Origin of the sequence: Chromohalobacter canadensis (genome assembly GCF_029544075.1) — a bacterium.
Classification (GTDB): Bacteria; Pseudomonadota; Gammaproteobacteria; order Pseudomonadales; family Halomonadaceae; genus Chromohalobacter; species Chromohalobacter canadensis_A.
The window spans coordinates 74,935-94,152 of the sequence record NZ_JAJQJH010000006.1 but is presented as its reverse complement, the minus strand read 5'-3'; the positions used below and the strand labels follow the sequence as shown (position 1 = coordinate 94,152).

The 19,218-nt window shown below is 59.2% G+C and carries 15 protein-coding genes and 1 riboswitch; of the genes, 4 read left to right on the top strand and 11 right to left on the bottom strand.

The features are described from left to right. Positions 1–101: 101 nt before the first annotated feature. On the bottom strand, positions 102–767 hold the full coding sequence (locus tag LUN51_RS09830) for a class I SAM-dependent methyltransferase (RefSeq protein ID WP_277811107.1): 666 nt from the start codon (positions 765–767) through the stop codon (positions 102–104). Positions 768–934: 167 nt separating this feature from the next. Here LUN51_RS09830 and LUN51_RS09825 point away from each other — a divergent pair, with 167 nt between their 5' ends. The 3 genes from LUN51_RS09825 to LUN51_RS09815 all read left to right on the top strand — a co-directional run bounded on the left by LUN51_RS09825 (position 935) and on the right by LUN51_RS09815 (position 3,566). Beyond that, on the top strand, positions 935–1,303 hold the full coding sequence (locus LUN51_RS09825) for a VOC family protein (RefSeq protein WP_040244392.1): 369 nt from the start codon (positions 935–937) through the stop codon (positions 1,301–1,303). A 95-nt stretch (positions 1,304–1,398) separates the two neighbouring features. Further along, on the top strand, positions 1,399–2,325 hold the full coding sequence (locus LUN51_RS09820; RefSeq protein ID WP_277811106.1) for a lysophospholipid acyltransferase family protein: 927 nt from the start codon (positions 1,399–1,401) through the stop codon (positions 2,323–2,325). A gap of 62 nt (positions 2,326–2,387) precedes the next feature. Continuing rightward, positions 2,388–3,566, top strand: a complete 1,179-nt coding sequence (locus LUN51_RS09815; protein WP_277811105.1) for a PQQ-dependent sugar dehydrogenase — start codon at positions 2,388–2,390, stop codon at positions 3,564–3,566. A gap of 7 nt (positions 3,567–3,573) precedes the next feature. Here the strand turns inward: LUN51_RS09815 and LUN51_RS09810 are convergent, their stop codons facing one another. After that, a complete protein-coding gene (locus LUN51_RS09810) occupies positions 3,574–4,455 on the bottom strand; it encodes an NAD(P)-dependent oxidoreductase (protein WP_040244400.1) in 882 nt (293 codons plus the stop codon). A gap of 123 nt (positions 4,456–4,578) precedes the next feature. Further along, a riboswitch (TPP riboswitch) is annotated at positions 4,579–4,708 on the top strand. A 79-nt stretch (positions 4,709–4,787) separates the two neighbouring features. Between LUN51_RS09810 and thiC the strand changes: the two genes are divergently transcribed. Beyond that, positions 4,788–6,704 (top strand): phosphomethylpyrimidine synthase ThiC, encoded by a 1,917-nt coding sequence (gene thiC, locus LUN51_RS09805; protein WP_277811104.1) that lies wholly within the window; start codon positions 4,788–4,790, stop codon positions 6,702–6,704. A gap of 70 nt (positions 6,705–6,774) precedes the next feature. Here thiC and cyoE read toward each other — a convergent pair whose 3' ends face one another. The 9 genes from cyoE to LUN51_RS09760 all read right to left on the bottom strand — a co-directional run bounded on the left by cyoE (position 6,775) and on the right by LUN51_RS09760 (position 19,217). Beyond that, complete coding sequence (gene cyoE / locus LUN51_RS09800; protein ID WP_277811167.1) at positions 6,775–7,662, bottom strand: heme o synthase; 888 nt, start codon at positions 7,660–7,662, stop codon at positions 6,775–6,777. A gap of 13 nt (positions 7,663–7,675) precedes the next feature. Further along, a complete protein-coding gene (gene cyoD / locus LUN51_RS09795) occupies positions 7,676–8,011 on the bottom strand; it encodes a cytochrome o ubiquinol oxidase subunit IV (protein WP_040244404.1) in 336 nt (111 codons plus the stop codon). After that, positions 8,011–8,628: a cytochrome o ubiquinol oxidase subunit III gene (locus LUN51_RS09790; RefSeq protein WP_040244407.1), complete on the bottom strand. Its 618-nt coding sequence runs from the start codon at positions 8,626–8,628 to the stop codon at positions 8,011–8,013. The genes cyoD and LUN51_RS09790 overlap by 1 nt, the downstream gene beginning before the upstream one ends. A 2-nt stretch (positions 8,629–8,630) precedes the next feature. Next, a complete protein-coding gene (gene cyoB, locus LUN51_RS09785; protein ID WP_277811103.1) occupies positions 8,631–10,610 on the bottom strand; it encodes a cytochrome o ubiquinol oxidase subunit I in 1,980 nt (659 codons plus the stop codon). Between the two features lie 4 nt (positions 10,611–10,614). Then, the gene (gene cyoA / locus LUN51_RS09780) at positions 10,615–11,523 is read right to left on the bottom strand and encodes a ubiquinol oxidase subunit II (RefSeq protein WP_040244412.1); all 909 of its coding nucleotides are present in this window, start codon (positions 11,521–11,523) and stop codon (positions 10,615–10,617) included. A gap of 531 nt (positions 11,524–12,054) precedes the next feature. Beyond that, entirely contained in the window at positions 12,055–12,444 is a 390-nt protein-coding gene (locus LUN51_RS09775) for a hypothetical protein (RefSeq protein ID WP_277811102.1), read from the bottom strand. A gap of 25 nt (positions 12,445–12,469) precedes the next feature. Beyond that, positions 12,470–13,465, bottom strand: a complete 996-nt coding sequence (locus LUN51_RS09770) for a J domain-containing protein (protein WP_277811101.1) — start codon at positions 13,463–13,465, stop codon at positions 12,470–12,472. A gap of 153 nt (positions 13,466–13,618) precedes the next feature. Continuing rightward, positions 13,619–15,904 carry a mechanosensitive ion channel family protein gene (locus LUN51_RS09765; RefSeq protein WP_277811100.1) on the bottom strand — a complete coding sequence of 762 codons (2,286 nt, stop codon included), beginning with the start codon at positions 15,902–15,904 and terminating at the stop codon, positions 13,619–13,621. A 112-nt stretch (positions 15,905–16,016) separates the two neighbouring features. After that, on the bottom strand, positions 16,017–19,217 hold the full coding sequence (locus LUN51_RS09760; protein WP_246894298.1) for an efflux RND transporter permease subunit: 3,201 nt from the start codon (positions 19,215–19,217) through the stop codon (positions 16,017–16,019). Position 19,218 lies beyond the last annotated feature (1 nt).

The window sequence follows — 19,218 nt, the reverse complement described above, 5'->3', positions numbered from 1 at the left end:
CAAGCCCAAAAATATACTTTTATACTTTAATTACGGATGTTTTTTTCGTAAACGAAACCTTCCAGCCCCGCGACAATCAGAATTACGCTTGACGCTGATCGTCACGGGCGCTGCATCAGTGCCACATCGTTACGCGGAAACGTCACCGTCAGCCCGTATTGTTCGGCGAGGTAGTCAAAACTGCGCTTGGCGAAGAAGCAGACATGCGTCGAATCACGCATGTAACGCCAGCGGGTGAGGTCGGTGACGCCATCGCTGCGCTGGGTCATGATGCCCAGCCAGCCTCCATGACGTAGCCGCGCGATCAATTCGGCCAATACCTGCCCTGGTGCATGCAGATGCTCCACCACTTCACTGGCGGTGATGACGTCGTAATTCCGTGCCAGGCGTTCGGGATACGGCGCATAGAAAGGATCAAAGACCATCATGCGATGCCCGGCCTCTTCCATCATCAACGACAACGTCGGTCCCGGCCCACATCCGAAATCGAGCCCTTGCGAGGCAGGCGGCAGACGCGCTCGCAAGGGATCCCACAAGCGTGCCAAAAAGCGGCGATAACCTGGGTCGTCGGGTGAATTCTCGTGAAGATCGTAGACCGCACGCTCTTCTTCGGCCGTAGGGCGCTCTTCGGGGGCGACGAAGATCAAGGCGCACACCGGGCAGCGATAATAGGTGCGTGGCGGCGCGCCCAGCGAGGGTACGCTGTGCGACGCGGCACACAGGGGGCATGCTGGCGTAACGGCCAGTGATGTTGTTCGTTCTGTCATTGAGCCTCGCATGGCCTCGTAGATTGATCTGCCCGGCGGCGAGCATTACCGGCAAACATCCTCGTGACACACGCTCGCGCATCTTTCGACTGGATGCAGACCGCCTCGAGCGTGCATGATGTCCTTCCCCCTGGGGGGCCGACCGCCACTTTTTTGGACAATCCGCCATGCTCAATGCTATCGACCATCTGGTGGTAAACGTCACCGACCTCGAGCGCAGCATCGATTTCTACACACGCGTACTGGGACTCGAGGCACGCTACCACGATGCGACACGCACCGATCTCTATCTGGACGATTTCGCCTTGCGCCTATACGCCGTCCAGGCCACAGCCGACAAAACGCAACCCGCCATGCCAGGCAATCAGACCATGGGCTTTCGCAGCTCTCTATCCCTGGCAGAAGTAAAAGCACACCTGGAAGCGCTTGGAGTGCCTCTAGACAAAGGGCCGGGTGAACATCACGCTGCCGAAACGCTTCACGTACGCGACCCGGATGGCAATCTGATTGAGATTTCCCGACCAAGGCGCCGCTGACAAGATGACATCGTATGCCCGCGGGGCGGGCATACGCCGCGCGATCTGTATAATACAGGCCTATCGTCCGCCTAAACTATGATGCCATGAGTTCGATGTCCGAAGATGTCTCTTCTCCTTTACGCGCACGCGCCATCGCCCTGCTGTGGCGCACCCTGGCACGCTTGACACCGCACCGGCTGTGGCAGCTGGCCCGCCTGATCGGCCCGCTGATTCTTACCTTCAGCCGCCGCGAACGCGACGTGACACGCATCAATCTCAGACACGTCTATCCGGACATGCCGGCACGCCAGCAACGACGCCTGACACGGGACAGCCTGACGCACTCTTCGGCAACCATGCTCGAGCTGGGCTTTGCCTGGATGGCCGCTCCGGAGCGCGTCGAGGCCTCGATCCGCGCCGTGCATGGCCGCGAACTGCTCGATGACGCCCGCGCCCAGGGGCGTGGCGTCATCGTGCTGGCACCGCATTACGGCAACTGGGAAGTGCTCAACTTCTGGCTTTCCAGCCACTTCCCATTTACCGCCATGTACGAGCCTCCCAAGATTGATGCTCTCGATCCGGTGATCCGGCATGGCCGCGAACGCATGGGGGCCCAATTAGTCCCCACCAATCCACGCGGTGTCGCCTCGCTGCTCAAGGCACTCAAGCGCTGCGAGGCGGTAGGGATTCTCCCCGACCAGGAGCCGAGCTGGGGTAGTGGCGTCTTTGCCGATTTCTTCCAGCGTCCAGCCTATACCGCCACCTTACTGCCCAAGCTCGTGGCGCGCACCGAGGCGCGTGTCGTCACTGGCGTGGCGCGGCGTCTCTCCAACGGCGAGGGCTTCGTGATCCACTTTCTCGCCGCCGATGAACGCGTCTATGCCAGTGATGAGGCACACTCCGCCACTGGCGTTAACGCCAGCGTGGAACACGCCATCGCCCTGGATCCCGCCCAGTACCAGTGGGAATACAAACGCTTCCGCAAGACCCCGCAACAAGCTGCCAAGCATCCCGACTTCAAACGCTTTCGCATCTACTGAGTCCCGGGCGCATCGCTGATTGTTGTCTACACTTCTCCAGAGAATTTCTCGAGGAGTCGTGCATGATCGTTCGCCACACTACCCATGCACTGAGGCGAAGCGCGCCGGCGCTTGCCGGCCTGTGGTTGGGCGCCATGATGATCGCCTCCGGTCAGGCCCAAGCACTAACGCCAGTGGAGGTTGCCGGCAACGCGGAACGGGCCAATGTCCCCGACGGTGCCACGCTCGATAAGCAGGTCGCGCTACGCGCGCCCCGACTGATCAGCTTTGGTCCTGAGGACGAGATGTTCATCGGCTCCCAGGCGGGGCGCCTGTATCGCCTGCAACCGCCCTATGATCGTGTCGATGCGGAAATCCCGCTGTCCGGTTACCCGCATAGTGCCGTGGTCCACGAAGGCTACTTGTACGTAGCGACCACTGACCAACTCTATCGCACGAGGTATACGCCGGGACAGGACGTCACGGAGACGGATTTCGAGGGCGTCGCCGACTTGCCCGGCGGCAGCGGCCACGCCTCGCGTTCGTTATCTGTTGGCCCCGATGGCAGGCTTTATGTCGCGCTCGGCCTTCAAGGCAACTGCTCGGCGCAACGCATCTCCGAAGACGTTGCGTTCGAGGACCGGCGCGGCGGCGTGATGGCCCTCGATCCCACGCATGAGACACCTGAATGGACACCCTACGTCAGCGGGCTGCGCAACCCCATCGGCATGGCCTGGAGCCCCGAGGGAACGCTATATCTCAACAACAATGGCCCCGACCATTGGGGGTACGAGGCGCCACCTGAACTGCTGGTGCGCGCCGAGGCCGAGAGCTTTTATGGCATGCCGTGGTATCAATGGAATGAAGGCGAGTGGCAGCGCGACGAATGCATCGATTCGGCACCACCTGCCGGGCGTGACACGCTTACACCACCGGTGACCACTTTCGCCGCTCGTAGCGCCCCCATCGGCCTGACCTTCCTGCCTGATGACAACCCCTGGCAAGTGGATATGGTCACCGCCATCCATGGCAGCTGGGCTACGCAAGCGTCCGGCGGCCGTGCCTCTCGCCGACCGCCCAAGATCGTCGGCATTCGACTCACGGACGGCGGTCACCAAGGCGAAGTGATCGACCTGGTCAGCGGCTTTCAGGCTGAGAACGGCGAGCGCTGGGCACGCCCCGCTGGCGTCGCCTACCACAACGGAGCGTTATATTTCACCGCCGACGACGGTGATACCGGGCTGTACCGCCTGACGCCATGAACACGGTCTAGCGCTTATCTAGATGCGCCTGGCGCGCGGCGACCTCGGCGAGCCCCGACCAGTCCTTTTCGCCATCGCCGTTGGCCAAGGCGTCGAGCAGCCGATCGCGCACCGCACTGCCCAATGGCAAGGCGACGTTTTGCTCATCACCCGCACTCAAGGCCAGCCCGACATCCTTGTGGCCAAGCCGCATCGTGAACCCGGCGGGCTCGAAGCGTGCCTCGGCGATCATCTTGCCGTAGCCCTGATAGGCCGGCGAGGCAAACAGCGTGTTGGTGACGATATCGAGGAAATCGCTGGCCTCGATGCCGTACGCGCGGGTCAGTGTCGAGGCCTCGGCCATCGATTCGATGGCACTGGCAAGCATGAAATTGGCGGCTATTTTAGCCACGTTGGCACGCTCGGGTGATGCTCCCAAAGGCCATACGGCTTGCCCCATGGCGTCTAGCACGGGTCTGACCCGCTCGATTTGGGACGGTTCACCGGCGGCGATGATATTAAGCTTACCCGACGCCGCCACATCCGGCCGACCCAGCACCGGCGCGGCAACATAGCCCACGCCTAGGCGCTCGTGAAGCGCCGCCATACCGCGCGCGAAAGCCACCGACACCGTAGCCATGTTGACGTGAACGCTGCCCTTTTTCATCGCCTCGATGGCCTTGCTTTCGACCAGCACCTGATGCGCTGCCTGATCGTCCGCCAGCATGCTCACCAGCACCTCACACCGCGCCGCGTCGGCCGGTTTCTTGGCGATCTTGGCGCCCTGCTCGGCGAGCGCCTCGGCAGCCTCCGGGGAACGGTTCCACACCGTCACATCATGCTCTGCCTCGAGTAACTGCTGCGCCATGCCACGCCCCATGGCTCCCAGACCAATAAATCCAACTTTCATGTTCAGCTCTCCTTTGGTGGCTTCCCCTGAACATTAGCATGCAAACAAGGGTTTGACGTCTCGTCCGTCGCACGCATCGCACAGGGGGATTTCATTCGGGCGATACCTTGCTAGACTCTAGACGACAGCTTGACGGGGTGCCGGTGGAACCGGCTGAGATCGTCCTGCGTTCGCCATCAAAGCGGGCGCCACGACGGATCCCGACGAACCTGATCCGGCTAGTACCGGCGTAGGGATCAAGCGGAAACCGCGCGATACGAAAACACGCCCATGCCGGTTTCCCCCTCCTGCGCTGTGCGCCGGCTTGACCCAAGTCTCGCCCTGGAGCACATATGACATCACCGCAATTTCTTTCCGACACTGCCCGCGTCGATGAGGACGCCATTCAGACGCTACCCGGCTCGCGCAAAATATACGTAGAAGGCTCACGTGCGGACATCCGCGTCCCCTTCCGTGAGATATCGCTGTCGCCGACCCGCACCTCCGGCCAAGATGAGAAGAACCCATCCCTGCTGGTCTACGATACCTCCGGCCCCTACACAGATCCCAACACGAAGATCGACCTGCGCAAGGGGCTAACGGAACTGAGACGCCATTGGATCGATGCACGCGACGACACCGAATGCCTCGACGGCCCCACCTCCGAATACGGCCGACGCCGAGCCAACGACCCCATGCTCGCCCAACTGCGCTTCGAGCTGACCCGCACACCACGACGCGGCATGGAAGGTCGTAACGTCACCCAGCTTCATTACGCCCGTCAGGGCATCGTGACACCTGAAATGGAATTCATCGCCATCCGCGAAAACCAGCGCCGCCAAGCGTTGGGAAGCGACGAGGTTGAACGCATCCTCGATCAGCAGCATCCAGGTGAAGGATTCGGCGCGCGTTTACCCGAGGAAATCACGCCGGAATTCGTGCGCGACGAGGTAGCCGCAGGACGCGCGATCATTCCCTGCAACATCAACCATCCCGAAACCGAGCCAATGATCATCGGTCGCAACTTCCTGGTGAAGATCAACGGCAACTTGGGTAACTCGGCAGTGAGCTCGTCCATTGAAGACGAGGTCGACAAGATGACCTGGGGCATCCGTTGGGGCTCGGATACGATCATGGATCTTTCCACCGGCGCCAATATCCACGAAACACGTGAGTGGATCATCCGCAACGCCCCGGTACCCATCGGCACCGTGCCCATCTACCAGGCCCTGGAAAAAGTCGGTGGTGTCGCCGAAGATCTAACCTGGGACATTTTCCGCGACACCTTGATTGAGCAGGCCGAACAGGGTGTGGATTATTTCACCATTCATGCCGGCGTCTTGCTGCGCTACGTGCCACTCACCACCGAGCGTGTCACCGGCATCGTTTCCCGAGGCGGCTCGATCATGGCCAAGTGGTGTCTCTATCACCATGAAGAGAGCTTCCTCTACACCCACTTCGAGGAGATCTGCGAGATCTGCAAGCGCTACGACGTGGCATTCTCGCTGGGCGATGGCCTACGACCGGGATCAATAGCCGACGCCAACGATGCCGCGCAGTTCGCCGAACTGGAAACTCTCGGCGAGCTGACCAAGATCGCTTGGAAGCATGACGTTCAAGTGATGATCGAAGGCCCCGGCCACGTGCCGATGCACTTGATCAAGGAGAACATGGACAAGCAGCTCAAATGCTGCGATGAAGCTCCCTTCTACACGCTGGGGCCGCTGGTGACCGATATCGCCCCGGGCTACGACCACATCACCTCCGGCATCGGCGCGGCGATGATCGGCTGGTACGGCTGCGCCATGCTCTGCTACGTCACCCCCAAGGAGCACCTCGGCCTGCCCCACAAGGAAGACGTCAAGACCGGCATCATCACTTACAAGATCGCCGCGCATGCCGCCGACCTGGCCAAAGGCCACCCGGCCGCCCAGCGCCGCGACAACGCGCTCTCGAAAGCGCGTTTCGAGTTCCGCTGGGAGGATCAGTTCAATCTGGGGCTCGACCCAGACACCGCGCGGGCATACCACGACGAGACACTGCCCAAGGACTCGGCCAAGGTGGCGCACTTCTGCTCCATGTGCGGGCCCAAATTCTGCTCGATGAAGATCAGCCATGAAGTGCGCGATCATGTCTTCAAGGATCGGCTGCCCCAGGGCGGGGACGGCGAAAAAGATCCGCTTGAGACTGAAAGAGCACGCCACAACGGTATGCGCGAGCAGGCCGAGAAATTCCGCGCGCAGGGGAGCAACTTATATCGCGAGGTCTAAACACGCGCCCGAGACGAAAAAAGCCACGCCGTCATGGCGTGGCTTTTTATTTCGGGCAAGGGGCTTTAAATCAGCGTAGCGAGGTCATCAGTACTTCGGTATCGGTCACCTGAAAGTCGATCGACATCATGATGCTGAGCGCCGTGATGGTGAGGATCGAGAAGATGAATACCTTCTTGGCCCAGACACGGTCGTCGCCTGTGCGGTATCCCCGCAGCGCCATGACGAGCCAATAAAGCCCCATCGCTGCCGCCACCGCGAAGTAGCCATATCCGGCATAGCCGCCTAGCGTGAGCATCAGAGTCGCTCCCAAGAACGCCAGGATATACCAGAAGATATGATGCTTCGCTGCCCTCACGCCGCGCGTGACCGGCAGTACCGGGATCGACGCCGCGCGATAGTCCTGGTAGCGAAAGATGGCAATGGCATACGAGTGCGGCATCTGCCACAAGCAGAAGATCAGCAGCAGCGTCAGCGCGCCGAGATCGAACTGCCCACTGACGGCGCAATAGCCGACCACCGGGGGCGCTGCGCCGGACAAACTGCCCACCAGGGTGCCATAGACCGAGTGTCGTTTGAGATACAGGCTATAAAGCCCGACATAGACGAAGAACCCGAGCAAGGCGAACAGTGTCGCCAAGGCATTGGTGCCCAACGCCAGAGTCAAGAAGCCTGCAACCCCCAACACACTGCCATACGCAAGCGTGATACCGGGTGAAATCAGCCCCTGGACCGTGACACGCCCTTGGGTACGCTCCATCAGACGATCGATATCACGATCGATGTAATTATTGAACACGCACCCGGACGCGATCACCAACGCAATTCCGATAACCGTGGCCAGAAAGAGCACACCATCCACGCTCCCTTGAGAAGCGAGGAAGAAGCCCCCGGCCACGGAGATCAGATTGCCGAAGATGATGCCCGGCTTGGTAATGGAGACGTAGGGTTTGAGCATCACGCCGAGCGACTCACCCACCAAGCATCATGTTGGCGTGCAGGTTCTGCATGATCCACAGCGACCCACCTACCAGGATGACCAGGATCAACGCCGTGAAGATAAAGGACCCCGCATTCCATCCTTCTTCGGTCTTGAAGTCCAGGTGCATGAACATGATCAACTGCACCAGCACCTGACAGATGGCCATGATCGAGATCGTCACGACGACGGCCATATTGCTGAAGCCACCGCTCATGACCATCCAGAACGGGATGATCGTCAACACGAGAGAGAGGATCAAGCCAATCACATAGGACTTGACGCTGCCGTGGTTGCCACCATCGTGGGAAGCATGTGCATCGCTCATTACAGAACTCCCATCAAATAGACGAAGGTAAAGACACAGATCCACACGATATCGAGGAAGTGCCAGAACAGACTCAGGCACATGATGCGCGGGCGCGTCTTGTCGTTAAGACCCTTCGTGAACAGTTGGACGATCATCACCAGCATCCAGATCAGGCCGAAGGTCACGTGTAGGCCGTGCGTCCCGACCAACGTGAAGAAGGAGGATAGGAAAGCACTACGATCCGGTCCGAAGCCTTCAGCAATCAGATGATGGAATTCATAGATTTCCAACCCGATAAAGCCGGCACCCAGCAAGAACGTGATGACCAGCCATCCTTTCACCTGCGCCACTCGATCGGCATGCATGGCAAGCACGGCCATGCCATAGGTGAAACTACTGAATAGCAGCAGGAAGGTACTGACCAAAATCAACGGGAGCTCGAAGATATCGGCCCCAGAGGGGCCGCCCGCCGTGCCCTGCATGAGCACGGCATAGGTCGCGAAAAGGCTCCCGAAGATGACCAGGTCACTCATCAGGTAGACCCAGAAGCCAAATACCTTCATGGCACCAGCATCGTGGTGCTCATGCTCGTCATGGGCATGAGCGTCATGTTGATTAACAGTTTGCGTCGTCATGATTACGCCTGCATCTCCAGCCGTTTATGGTGCTCGCGCTCAATACGCTCGACTTCCGCCGCCGGGACGTAGTAGTCGATGTCGTCGTTGAAGACACGGAACATGAAGGCTACGAACATGCCGACCGCGCCTACACCGGCCAGCCACCAGATATGCCAGACCAACGCGAAACCGAACACGATGCTGATCAGACCGATGATCGGTCCTGCCACAGTGTTCTTCGGCATGTGAATGTCTTCGTACTGGGTCGGTTTGTCCGCTGCCATGCCCTTCTCTTTCTTCGCTTCCCAGAAGGCATCGACGGAGCCAACATTGGGTAGATGCGCGAAGTTATAGAACGGTGCGGGAGAAGACGTCGACCACTCCAGTGTACGCGCATCCCACGGATCGCCCGTGATATCGGCATACTTCTCGCGATTGCGAATACTCACGATGAACTGGATCACGGTGCAGGCAATACCGCACAGAATGAGGACGGCACCGACCCATGCCACGATCATCAGCGGCTGCCAATCGGCGTTGGCGTATGATTGCATGCGGCGTACCGCACCCATGAAGCTCAGGATATAGAGCGGCATGAAGGCCAGGTAGAAACCGGTAATCCAGAACCAGAAGGAACGCTTGCCCCACTTCTCGTCGAGCTTGAAGCCAAAGGCCTTCGGGAACCAGTAGGTCAGACCTGCAAGCATGCCAAATACCACGCCGCCGATGATGACGTTGTGGAAGTGAGCGATGACGAACAGGCTGTTATGCAGCACGAAGTTCGCGCCAGGCACTGCCAGCATCACCCCGGTCATGCCACCGATGGTGAAGGTGATGATGAAGCCCAGTGTCCACAGTACTGGCGATGTGAACTGCAGCCGACCGCGATACATGGTGAACAGCCAGTTGAAGATCTTCACCCCGGTCGGAATGGCGATAATCATCGTCGCGATACCGAAGAAGGCGTTGACGTTCGCGCCTGCCCCCATGGTGAAGAAGTGATGCAGCCACACCACGAACGACAGTATACCGATCGCCAAGGTCGCCCAGACCATGGTGTTGTAACCGAACAAGCGCTTCTTGGCGAAGGTCGCAATGACCTCAGAGAACACCCCGAACGCCGGCAGGATGAGAATGTACACCTCAGGATGGCCCCAGGCCCAGATGAGGTTGACGTACATCATCATGTTGCCGCCCATATCGTTCGTGAAGAAGTGCATCCCCAGGTAACGATCGAGAGTCAGCAATGCAATGGTCGCAGTCAGAATCGGAAAAGAAGCAATGATCAGGATGTTCGCGCACAGCGACGTCCAGGTGAAGATCGGCATGCGGAACAGCGTCATGCCCTTGGTACGCATCTTCAGGATGGTGACGAAGAAGTTGATACCGGTCAGGGTGGTGCCGATCCCCGATATCTGCAGTCCCCATATCCAATAATCGACCCCTACGCCGGGACTGTACTGTATTCCCGATAATGGCGCATAGGCCAACCAGCCAGTCTTGCCATACTCACCAATGAGCAGCGACACCATGGTCAGTACGACACCTGCCATGAACAGCCAGAAACTCAGGTTGTTCATGAACGGGAAGGCGACGTCACGCGCGCCGATCTGCAGCGGAACAACCAGGTTCATCAGGCCGATGACCATGGGCATGGCCACGAAGAAGATCATGATCACACCATGCGCGGTGAAGATCTGATCGTAATGCTCGGGCGGTAGATAGCCCTCGGCGCCCCCGGCGGCCATGGCCTGTTGGGTACGCATCATGATGGCGTCGGAGAAACCGCGCAACAGCATGACCAGCGCCACGAGGAAATACATGATACCCAGCTTCTTGTGGTCGATGGAGGTGATCCACTCCGTCCACAGCCATTTCCACTTCTTGAAGTACGTCAGCAAGCCGACGATGGCTAAGCCACCCAGCATCATGACAATAGCCGTCACGACCAGAATTGGCTCATGATAGGGAATATCGTCAAGTCCAAGTTTTCCGAACATAATGTTACTCCGCTGCCTCTGCGCTCATGGACGTCTCGCCATGGCCGCCATCGTGTCCACCTTCACCGTTGCCACCATGGAAACCCTCGACGATGTCGCGGTACAGGTCTGACGTTACGTCGGAGAAATACTCCACAGGATGGTCCGTGGACGGTTCCGCCAACTCTTGGTAGCTCCCTTCATACGAGAGCGTTTCGGACGACTGACCCACCTTGTCGACCCAGGCATCGAAATCATCCTGCGACATGGCATGCGCATCGAAGGTCATCTCCGAGAAACCCTTGCCACTGTAGTTGGAGGACTTGCCGTCGTAGACGCCCGCCTCGTTCGCCACCAGGTACACGTCGTTATCCATGCCGGCCATAGCGTAGATCTGGCTACCCAAGGTGGGGATGAAGAACGAGTTCATCACCGCCGCCGACGTCACGCTGAAGTGCACCGGCACATCAACGGGCATGGCCACTTCGTTGACCGTTGCGATGCCTTGCTCGGGATAGATGAACAGCCACTTCCAATCCAAGGCGACGACCTGTACTTCCATGGTCTCGACGTCGGATTCGATCGGCTTGTGCGGATCCAGCGAGTGCGACGTTTTCCAGGTAATGATCCCCAGAAACAGGATGATGATGCAGGGGATGAGCCACACGACGGCTTCGATCTTGTTGGAGTGCGCCCAGTCCGGCATGTACTTGGCGGCATGGTTGCTATGCCGATATTTCCAAGCAAAAACCACCGTCATGACGAGGACGGGGATCACCACGATCATCATCAGCCAGAACGCCGTGATAATCAGTGATTTTAGCTCTACCCCGATCTGACCCTTGGGATCCACGAGCGCCCCATCGCAGCCACTAAGCAGCACTGCGATCAAGGGCAGGATACCGAGCCATCCCAGGTTCTTCTTCATTCTCATTGCATAGCCTCACTCAAGCGTGGGAAGACGTTGCAGCGCTTGCTCATTGAATGCTTTCCTCCGCTAGCGACCCGTTAGGCCTGGCGGTCAAAATGCCGTAGCACATTCGCCAACGGAACGTCAGCGACTTGGCGCGTGTCCAATTGGTCAGCTCAGGCATTGCTGACTACTTGTAAACGCCCCATGGCATTCCAACCGGCCACCGGTTTTCCGGCTGCCAATGACACGAGTGTGATGCGCTCTGAAGGTTGGGCGTACCAAGCATGCTAAGCAATGGTGAATACCTCCGCCATAAACGAGCACGCATCGCTTACGCCATCTCGCCCTCGTCTGCCTGTAAAGGAACACCTTTCGGTCGAACGCGAGCGACAAGCAGGGAGAGCCGACGGGGCGGCATTCTGAAGCAAAATCAGGCGAAATAGAAGCGACCAATTGCCGCAGCCGTGTCGCACCTAAGCCTCTTGACTGAGCAGACGTTCATACGATTGTAGGGGGTAGCGCAGGGTCCCTCAACGATGCCATGGCATGAGATCAGAAAAGATCCGGTGCAAACATCAGCAACGCCACGCCGGCGCCCGTGGCCAACGAAATACCGCCGCCCCACAGCATCACCCTGCGCACTTGCTGCCAGGCGTCGTGGACGCGTACGGCACGGCCCACCTTGGCCTTTAGCTCCGCGTAGCGGGCATACTCACCATCGGCGCTGATCGAGAAATCGTTGGCCACGCTGCCTTTCCAATACGGTGCATGACTCAGTCCCATGCGCGCACGCAGCAGCCCGATACCCGTCAAGGTGCCATAGAGTTGGTCGTATTCACGCTTACGCGATTCGACGCGCAGGACGTTTTCCGCGGCCGCCTTGACGGCCTGATTCTCGCAACGCGCAATGGCCCGTGCGATGTCCGCGTCGCTTGCCGACACGTGTATGTCCAATCGTCGATAAAGATCACGCATGTTGGCGCATCAAATAATCATAGGCGTTCTTGATTCGCTGAAAGCGCAGCGACGCCGTGACCATCGCCTCCTGGCTTTGTGCATGATAGCGATCAGGATGGTATTTTTGGGCCAGACGTCGGTAGGCGCGCTTAATCTCGCTCTTTTGTGCATTTTCCATCAAACCCAGCACGGCCAATGCCCGCTGAGCCTTTTCATTACCTGAGGCATGCCCCTTAGCGTACGCACCTTCATGGGAAAAACCTTCGCGGTGCCGCTCCCCTTCGTCCGAATGCTGGCCGTCATGAGCCTGCTCACGCTGCCCGGCTTCCTCGCGCCGCCAACGCCAGCGACGCCGCCGGGTTTCGTCATGCCCGTCCTTGGCATGCTCACGCTGACGATAGCGTTGCTCCTTCCTACGACGCCCTCGCGAGCCTTGCGCGGCGTCCTCCTCCCCGTCCGTGCGTTCCCGAGAACTTTCACCATGCGTGTCATGACGGTCTTGTTGGGAGGAATGCCGATGATCGGCACTCTCGCGTGACCGCCAGTAATGCGCGGCACTGAGGTCCTCGGGCACCGCCAGCGGGTAACCGGCAACATCCCGGAACAAGACCTCGAACGTCTCGGGCGCCACGCCCAGCAGGTCGGCCAGAAAACGCAGCACATGATGCTGGCCGGCCACCAGCGCCCCTTCATGGGTTGCCACATGAATGGCCTGGCGGAGAAAGGTTTCCCGGCGCGGCCCACGATAATAGCGTTGCAGCACTTCCGCCGCGAGCTGTAAGGCCACGAAATCCGGCGCACTCGCTAGATCGATGATCAACTGATAGCCGTGGTCGTGGCGAAAGTCCCCGGTGAGCTCGTCGAGCAAGGTGCGTTTGCGGTCGCTCAAGGTCCCCTGTCCATCGCTCATCGCCAGCCACGCCAATAACAACAACGCAGCCGTATCGGCCTCGTTACGGCTGCTGAGCAATAAGCGCTCGAAAGGCGTAAAACGCGATGATGCCATGCCAGCTCCTGGCTTTTGGATTGTTCGTTATAGGTAATCGCCGCGTGGCGTGCGAGCATCCTATGAGCATCGGCCGCTTGCTGCATACCTTTAACGGCGACGCCATGACATGCGTCATCCCCTTTTACCTAGATGCCACCTCCACAATCGCGATCAACTCGTGTCGGATGGCGCACCGCTGGCTGTTGTGGCATGTTCGGTCGAAGTCGGCAAGTTCACCGCCTCACCAGGGGCCTGCTCAAGACTCACGCTCATGCGCGGCATGGCAAGCTCCATGCCCAGCTCATCGAAACGACGCTTGAGCCGCAGATTGAACGCCCGCGCCACGTCCCATTGCATAATCGGCGCCGTGCGCATGCGCATGCGCAGAATCGCCGCGCCGGCATCGAAACTTTCCACTCCCTGGAGTTCCAACGGCGACCAGATGTAATGCCGCATCATCGGATCGCGACGTAACTCCTCGGCTACTTCACGCACGATGGCGATCGCTTCATCGATCTTCATATGATGCGCCACGCGGACGCGCATCAGGGCGATACCGAATTCCCGTGAAAAATTCTGGATTCCTTTGATCTGGCTAAAGGGAATCGTATGCACGATGCCATCCAGGTCACGCAAGCGCACGGTGCGTAGACTCAATCCCTCGACCGTCCCCATATGGCCGCTCAGGTCAACGAAGTCGTCGATGGCCAACGAGTCCTCGATAAGAATAAAAAGTCCCGTAATCAAGTCTTGGACCAGCGTCTGAGCGCCGAAGCCCACCGCCAGACCGATCACCCCGGCACCGGCCAACAGCGGCGTGACGTTGACCCCTAGATTGGCCAACGCCACGATGACCGCGATAATCACGATGGTGGCGAAGACCACATTGCGAATCAGCGGTGTGATGGTTTGCGCACGCGTGCTCTGCGCGCGTCCGCTGCGACCGCGCTTGGAAGAAAGCAACGCCCGCTCGATCGCCGTATCGGCAAGAATCCAGACCAGCCATGCCAACAGCACTGTCATACCTATACTGATCAGCGATTGCCCAATTAGCTGGCTGATGCCCTCGTCACCACCAAAGGCCAGCAACGACAAGCCCCAGACACGCATCGCCAACTCGGCGAAGAGCAACCAACTGATCAAGTGCGCCAGGGTATAGCCGAAGCGCACCAGCCGCCGCCGATATTGTGACTGACGGCGCAGTTTAGAAGGCTGCTCGGCATGGCGATGAATCAGGCCATTGATGATCAGGGTCACCACCAGTAACCCGGCGGTCACGATGGCCTTGGCAAAGGCACTGCGCGAATCTCCCTCCGACGTCAGGATCGCAACCAACGAAACCACGACCATGAGCAGAATCGGCACATGCCACAATGAGCCGATCACCTGGATCAACTCACTGCTGGCACGCTTGTCGCGCCGGTAGCGATAGGGACGATTGCGGATCAGGTGCTTGACCGGACGCTTGAAGCGAATCGTAAACGCCCCCGTCAACAAGGCGGCCGTGACATTGGACAGCATCGAGACCATTTCCGCTAACGACGCTCCCAGGGCCGAGCGCAGTTCTGAGGCATTCGAGGCATCGCCCAAGGCGACCAGCGCGCCGATGATGAACAGCCAGCGAGCGGCCCGGCGATGCAGAATACGCAAGGCGACGCGACGATGACCGTTAGCAAACAGTGAGAAGACGACTTCACACACGGCGGAAAAAAGAATCCCGCACAGGGTGATGTAAGCGATCACCATCGCCAGCGTCATCCCCAACGTGGATATCATGCCGTGCACGACGCCCAGAGTAAGGCCAAAGGCGAGCCCCCAGGGCAGCAAGCGACGCAGCATATGGCGTATCAGCATCCAGGTACTCGGCTCGGCGCTGAGCGTGAGCTGCATATCCATGCGTTTGGCCAAGCTGCGCCCGCCGAACACCATCAGCGACGCGCTACCGCCCCAGAGCCCTAGCACCCAAGCGAAATCGACGACGAGATGCAGCAGCGAGTCCAGCGACGCGACGCGCTGCGTCAGGGTATCCCCTGCCCGTTCGCCCAGGCGCTGCCAATACTCTAACGGGGTCACGACCTCGCCAGAGTCGCTCAACGAGGTCAGCGAGTCCGCGATAGCTCCCAACAAGCCGCGTGGCGACTCTGCCTCAACGTCGGCATCGGCGCCCTCCAGAGAGGCTCGCAACTCGCGCAACTGTGTGAGCAAGGCGTCTCGGCGCTCTTGATCCTCGAGCATAGAGATGACGCTATCTAACGAGGCACGCGCCTGCTCGTTGGATGGCGCTTCATCTTGTGCTGCCTGGCTGTTACCGCCCCCGGACAGTGCCGCCAGCGGGGATGCGCTCTGGCCCCACACACTGCCAGAAAACACTAGCAGCGCACACAAGAGGACGATCCCTCGGTACCAATGCAGTGCCGCTCCCTTGATCATGCTCACCTCACCTCGTCTTCCCATCATGACAGAGTGCCCTAGCCGAGTGCCGCAACCAACCGGTCGTCACGCATGAACCCTGCGCGCAAATAAAAAAGCCAGGGCGCGAGGCCCTGGCCATAGTCGGTTCATTCGAAGGTCAGTGGTTTGCCGGCGGCCCGGAGGTTGCCGATGCCTCGTCGTCATCCTCGTGATGAGAGGATACGCCACGTTTATTCTGCAGCCATACCTGAACGTTGGCGATCATGGCGTAGAAGGCTGGCACGAAGAGGCTCGCCAATACGGCTACCGAGACCATGCCCATCGCCACCGTGGTGCCGATGTGATGGCTGTTGGTGTCGTTGGCACCACTCGCGATGGCCAGCGGCAAGGTCCCGAAGATGAACGCCAGCGAAGTCATCACGATCGGCCGAAAACGCAGCTCGGAGGCGGTCAATGCGGCATCACGGATCGACTTGCCGAGTTCGCGCCGCTGCAACTCGGCGAACTCGACGATCAGGATGGCGTTTTTGGCCGCCAACCCGACCACCACCAGCATGCCCACCTGGACATAGACACTGGTGTCCAGCCCTCGCAGCACGATCCCCCCGATGGACCCGATAAAGGCGAACGGTACTGCAGTGATCACCGCCAGCGGCAACGCCCAGCTCTCGTACTGCGCCGCCAGGATCAAGAAGACCATCAAGATGCCGAAGGTAATGGCAATAATCGCGGCATTGCCGGCATTGGCCTCCTGGAAGGACGTGCCTGTCCAGCCCATGCCCCACTCGTTGCCGAGTTCTTGCTGAACCACCTCTTGCATCGCGGCGATCGCCTGGCCTGAGCTATAGCCCGGCGCAGGGCCACCCTGGAACTGCGCTGACGGGTAGACCCCAAAGCGCGATACCACCGAGGGCGCCGACTGACGTTCGAGCGTCACGAACTCGGAAATCGGAATTCGCTCGCCATCACCGCCACGCACGAAGATCTTGTTCAGATCATCGGGCGTTTGCCGGAACATATCCTCGTTTTGCATGTAGACCTGGAAATTGCGGTTCTGATACGTGAAATAGTTCACGAAACCGCTGCCTAACGTATTCGAAAGCGTCGTATTGAGATCATCGATCGACACGCCGTAACTCAGGGCTTTTTCCTGGTCAATATGCGCCCGATACGATGGCACCGAGGCATCGAAGGTGGTGAACACCTGGGCCAGCTCCGGACGCTTGTTGGCGGCTTGCATTATTTTACCGGAAGCCTGCATCAACTCCTGAGAGTCAGCCCCGCCATAGGACTGCAGGTAACCGGTAAAGCCCCCCGTGGTGGAAAGCCCGATGATCGGCGGCATGTTGAAGGCCATTACCGTACCACCTTCCAGACCAGCCCCAATTCGATTGATTTTGGCGATCATGTCCTCGACGGACTCATCACGCTCGCCCCACGGTTTCATGGTGATGAACATCACACCCTTGGCCGTGTTGACTGCGCTGGACAGCATGTCGTAGCCCGCCACCGCCGTGGAGTACGCGACCGCCGGATCCTGCTCGATCTTGTCACTCAGCTTGTCCATGTACTCGGTAGTACGCGCCACGGACGCGCCTTGTGGCAAGGTGACACTCGCGATGGCTATCCCCTGGTCGGTTTCGGGAATCAATGTCGAGGGATTGCTCTGGTACAGCCAATAGGAAAAGCCGATGATGAGCGCCGCCAATATCAACGTCAGCACCCACGCCTTAACCAGCAAGCGTACGACTGCCATGTAACCCCGCGTCACCCATTCGAAGAAGCGATCGAACAGACGGAATGGCGTCGAGGCGGCACGCGCGATCTTGGAATCGCCTATCTCTGACTTGTGCTTGACGAAAAGCGCACTCATCGCCGGCGTGAAGGTCAAGGCCACGACCGCCGAGATAGCCACGGAGATCGCGATGGTCAACGCGAACTGCTGGTAGATCTGGCCCGTGAAACCACCCAAGAATGCCACCGGCACAAACACCGCCGCCATGATGAACGAGGTCGCGATCACGGGGCCGCTAACTTCTTTCATGGCGGTGATGGCCGCCTTGCGTATGGGTATTTCGGGATCTTCCTCCAGTAATCGCTCGACGTTTTCCACCACCAGTATCGCGTCATCGACTACGATGCCGATCGCCAGCACCATGGCAAACAGTGACAACAAGTTGATCGAGAAACCGAACAGATACAGGCCAGCGAAGGTGCCCACCACCGAGACCGGCACTACTGACATGGCAATGATCGTGGTGCGCCAGTTCTGCAGAAAGATGAACACGATCACCGCAACGATCAGCAACGCCTCTATGAACGTATGGAAGACCGACTCCACCGAGGCATCGATGAACAATGTCGTGTCGTAAGGCACGTCATACTCAAGCCCTGGCGGAAACCGCTCAGAGAGTTCGTCCATCTTGCTTTTGACGGCCTCGGCGGTTTCCAGGGCGTTGGCGCCGGGCTGCTGATTGATCATGATCGGCGTCATGGTGGCGCCGTTCATGTCAGCGTTGACCGAATAGGACGACGCTCCCAATTCGACGCGCGCCACATCGCTCAAGCGCAGCGCTGACCCATCGCTGTTAGTACGCAAGATGATATCGCGGAATTGGTCCGCATCGGCCAAACGCCCCGGCGCCGTGATGGTATACGTATACGCGCGCGGATCGTCCTGCGGCGCCTGGGCCAAGGCCCCCGCCGGAACTTCGGTGTTCTGCGACCGGATGGCACTGGCCACCTCGGCAGACGTCATGTCGTATTGCGCCAATTTATCCGGATTGAGCCAGATACGCATGGCGAACTCGCCACCCCCCAGCACCTCAGCCGTTCCCACACCGGGCACTTGGCGAAGTTCATTGAGGATATTGAGCGTGGCGTAGTTCTGCATGTAGATGTTGTTGTATTCATCCGTCGGCGACGTCAATGCCACCAACATCAAGATACTGCTTGAACTCAGTTCGACCGTGACCCCTTGCGATTGCACCGATTCAGGCAACTGCGACAGCGCCTGCTGGACACGGTTATTGACGTTGATCGTGTTGATGTCACCGTCAGTCCCGATACCGAACGAGACATTCATCCGCATCGAGCCATTATCGGCGCTGGTCGAGGTCATGTAGATCATGTCCTCGACCCCGTTGATCGCCTCGGCGATCGGGGCCGCCACGGTCTTCGAGACCGTCTCGGCATCGGCACCGGGATAGGTTGCCTGCACGGAAACCGTTGGGGGTACGACGCTGGGATATTGCTCGATGGGCAAGACGCGCATCGCCATTATCCCGATCACCGCCACGATGATCGAAATAACGGTGGCGAAGACCGGCCGTTTTATGAAGAAGTTGGAAATATTCATC

Excerpts from the sequence above, each read along its gene's own strand:
- thiC (WP_277811104.1), top strand. The coding sequence starts at position 4,788 with ATGACATCACCGCAATTTCTTTCCGACACTGCCCGCGTCGATGAGGAC.
- LUN51_RS09820 (WP_277811106.1), top strand. The coding sequence starts at position 1,399 with ATGTCCGAAGATGTCTCTTCTCCTTTACGCGCACGCGCCATCGCCCTG.
- LUN51_RS09830 (WP_277811107.1), bottom strand. The coding sequence starts at position 767 with ATGACAGAACGAACAACATCACTGGCCGTTACGCCAGCATGCCCCCTG.
- cyoE (WP_277811167.1), bottom strand. The coding sequence starts at position 7,662 with ATGCTCAAACCCTACGTCTCCATTACCAAGCCGGGCATCATCTTCGGC.
- LUN51_RS09765 (WP_277811100.1), bottom strand. The coding sequence starts at position 15,904 with ATGATGGGAAGACGAGGTGAGGTGAGCATGATCAAGGGAGCGGCACTG.
- LUN51_RS09770 (WP_277811101.1), bottom strand. The coding sequence starts at position 13,465 with ATGGCATCATCGCGTTTTACGCCTTTCGAGCGCTTATTGCTCAGCAGC.
- LUN51_RS09760 (WP_246894298.1), bottom strand. The coding sequence starts at position 19,217 with ATGAATATTTCCAACTTCTTCATAAAACGGCCGGTCTTCGCCACCGTT.
- LUN51_RS09825 (WP_040244392.1), top strand. The coding sequence starts at position 935 with ATGCTCAATGCTATCGACCATCTGGTGGTAAACGTCACCGACCTCGAG.
- cyoB (WP_277811103.1), bottom strand. The coding sequence starts at position 10,610 with ATGTTCGGAAAACTTGGACTTGACGATATTCCCTATCATGAGCCAATT.
- LUN51_RS09790 (WP_040244407.1), bottom strand. The coding sequence starts at position 8,628 with ATGACGACGCAAACTGTTAATCAACATGACGCTCATGCCCATGACGAG.
- LUN51_RS09815 (WP_277811105.1), top strand. The coding sequence starts at position 2,388 with ATGATCGTTCGCCACACTACCCATGCACTGAGGCGAAGCGCGCCGGCG.
- LUN51_RS09810 (WP_040244400.1), bottom strand. The coding sequence starts at position 4,455 with ATGAAAGTTGGATTTATTGGTCTGGGAGCCATGGGGCGTGGCATGGCG.
- cyoD (WP_040244404.1), bottom strand. The coding sequence starts at position 8,011 with ATGAGCGATGCACATGCTTCCCACGATGGTGGCAACCACGGCAGCGTC.
- cyoA (WP_040244412.1), bottom strand. The coding sequence starts at position 11,523 with ATGAGAATGAAGAAGAACCTGGGATGGCTCGGTATCCTGCCCTTGATC.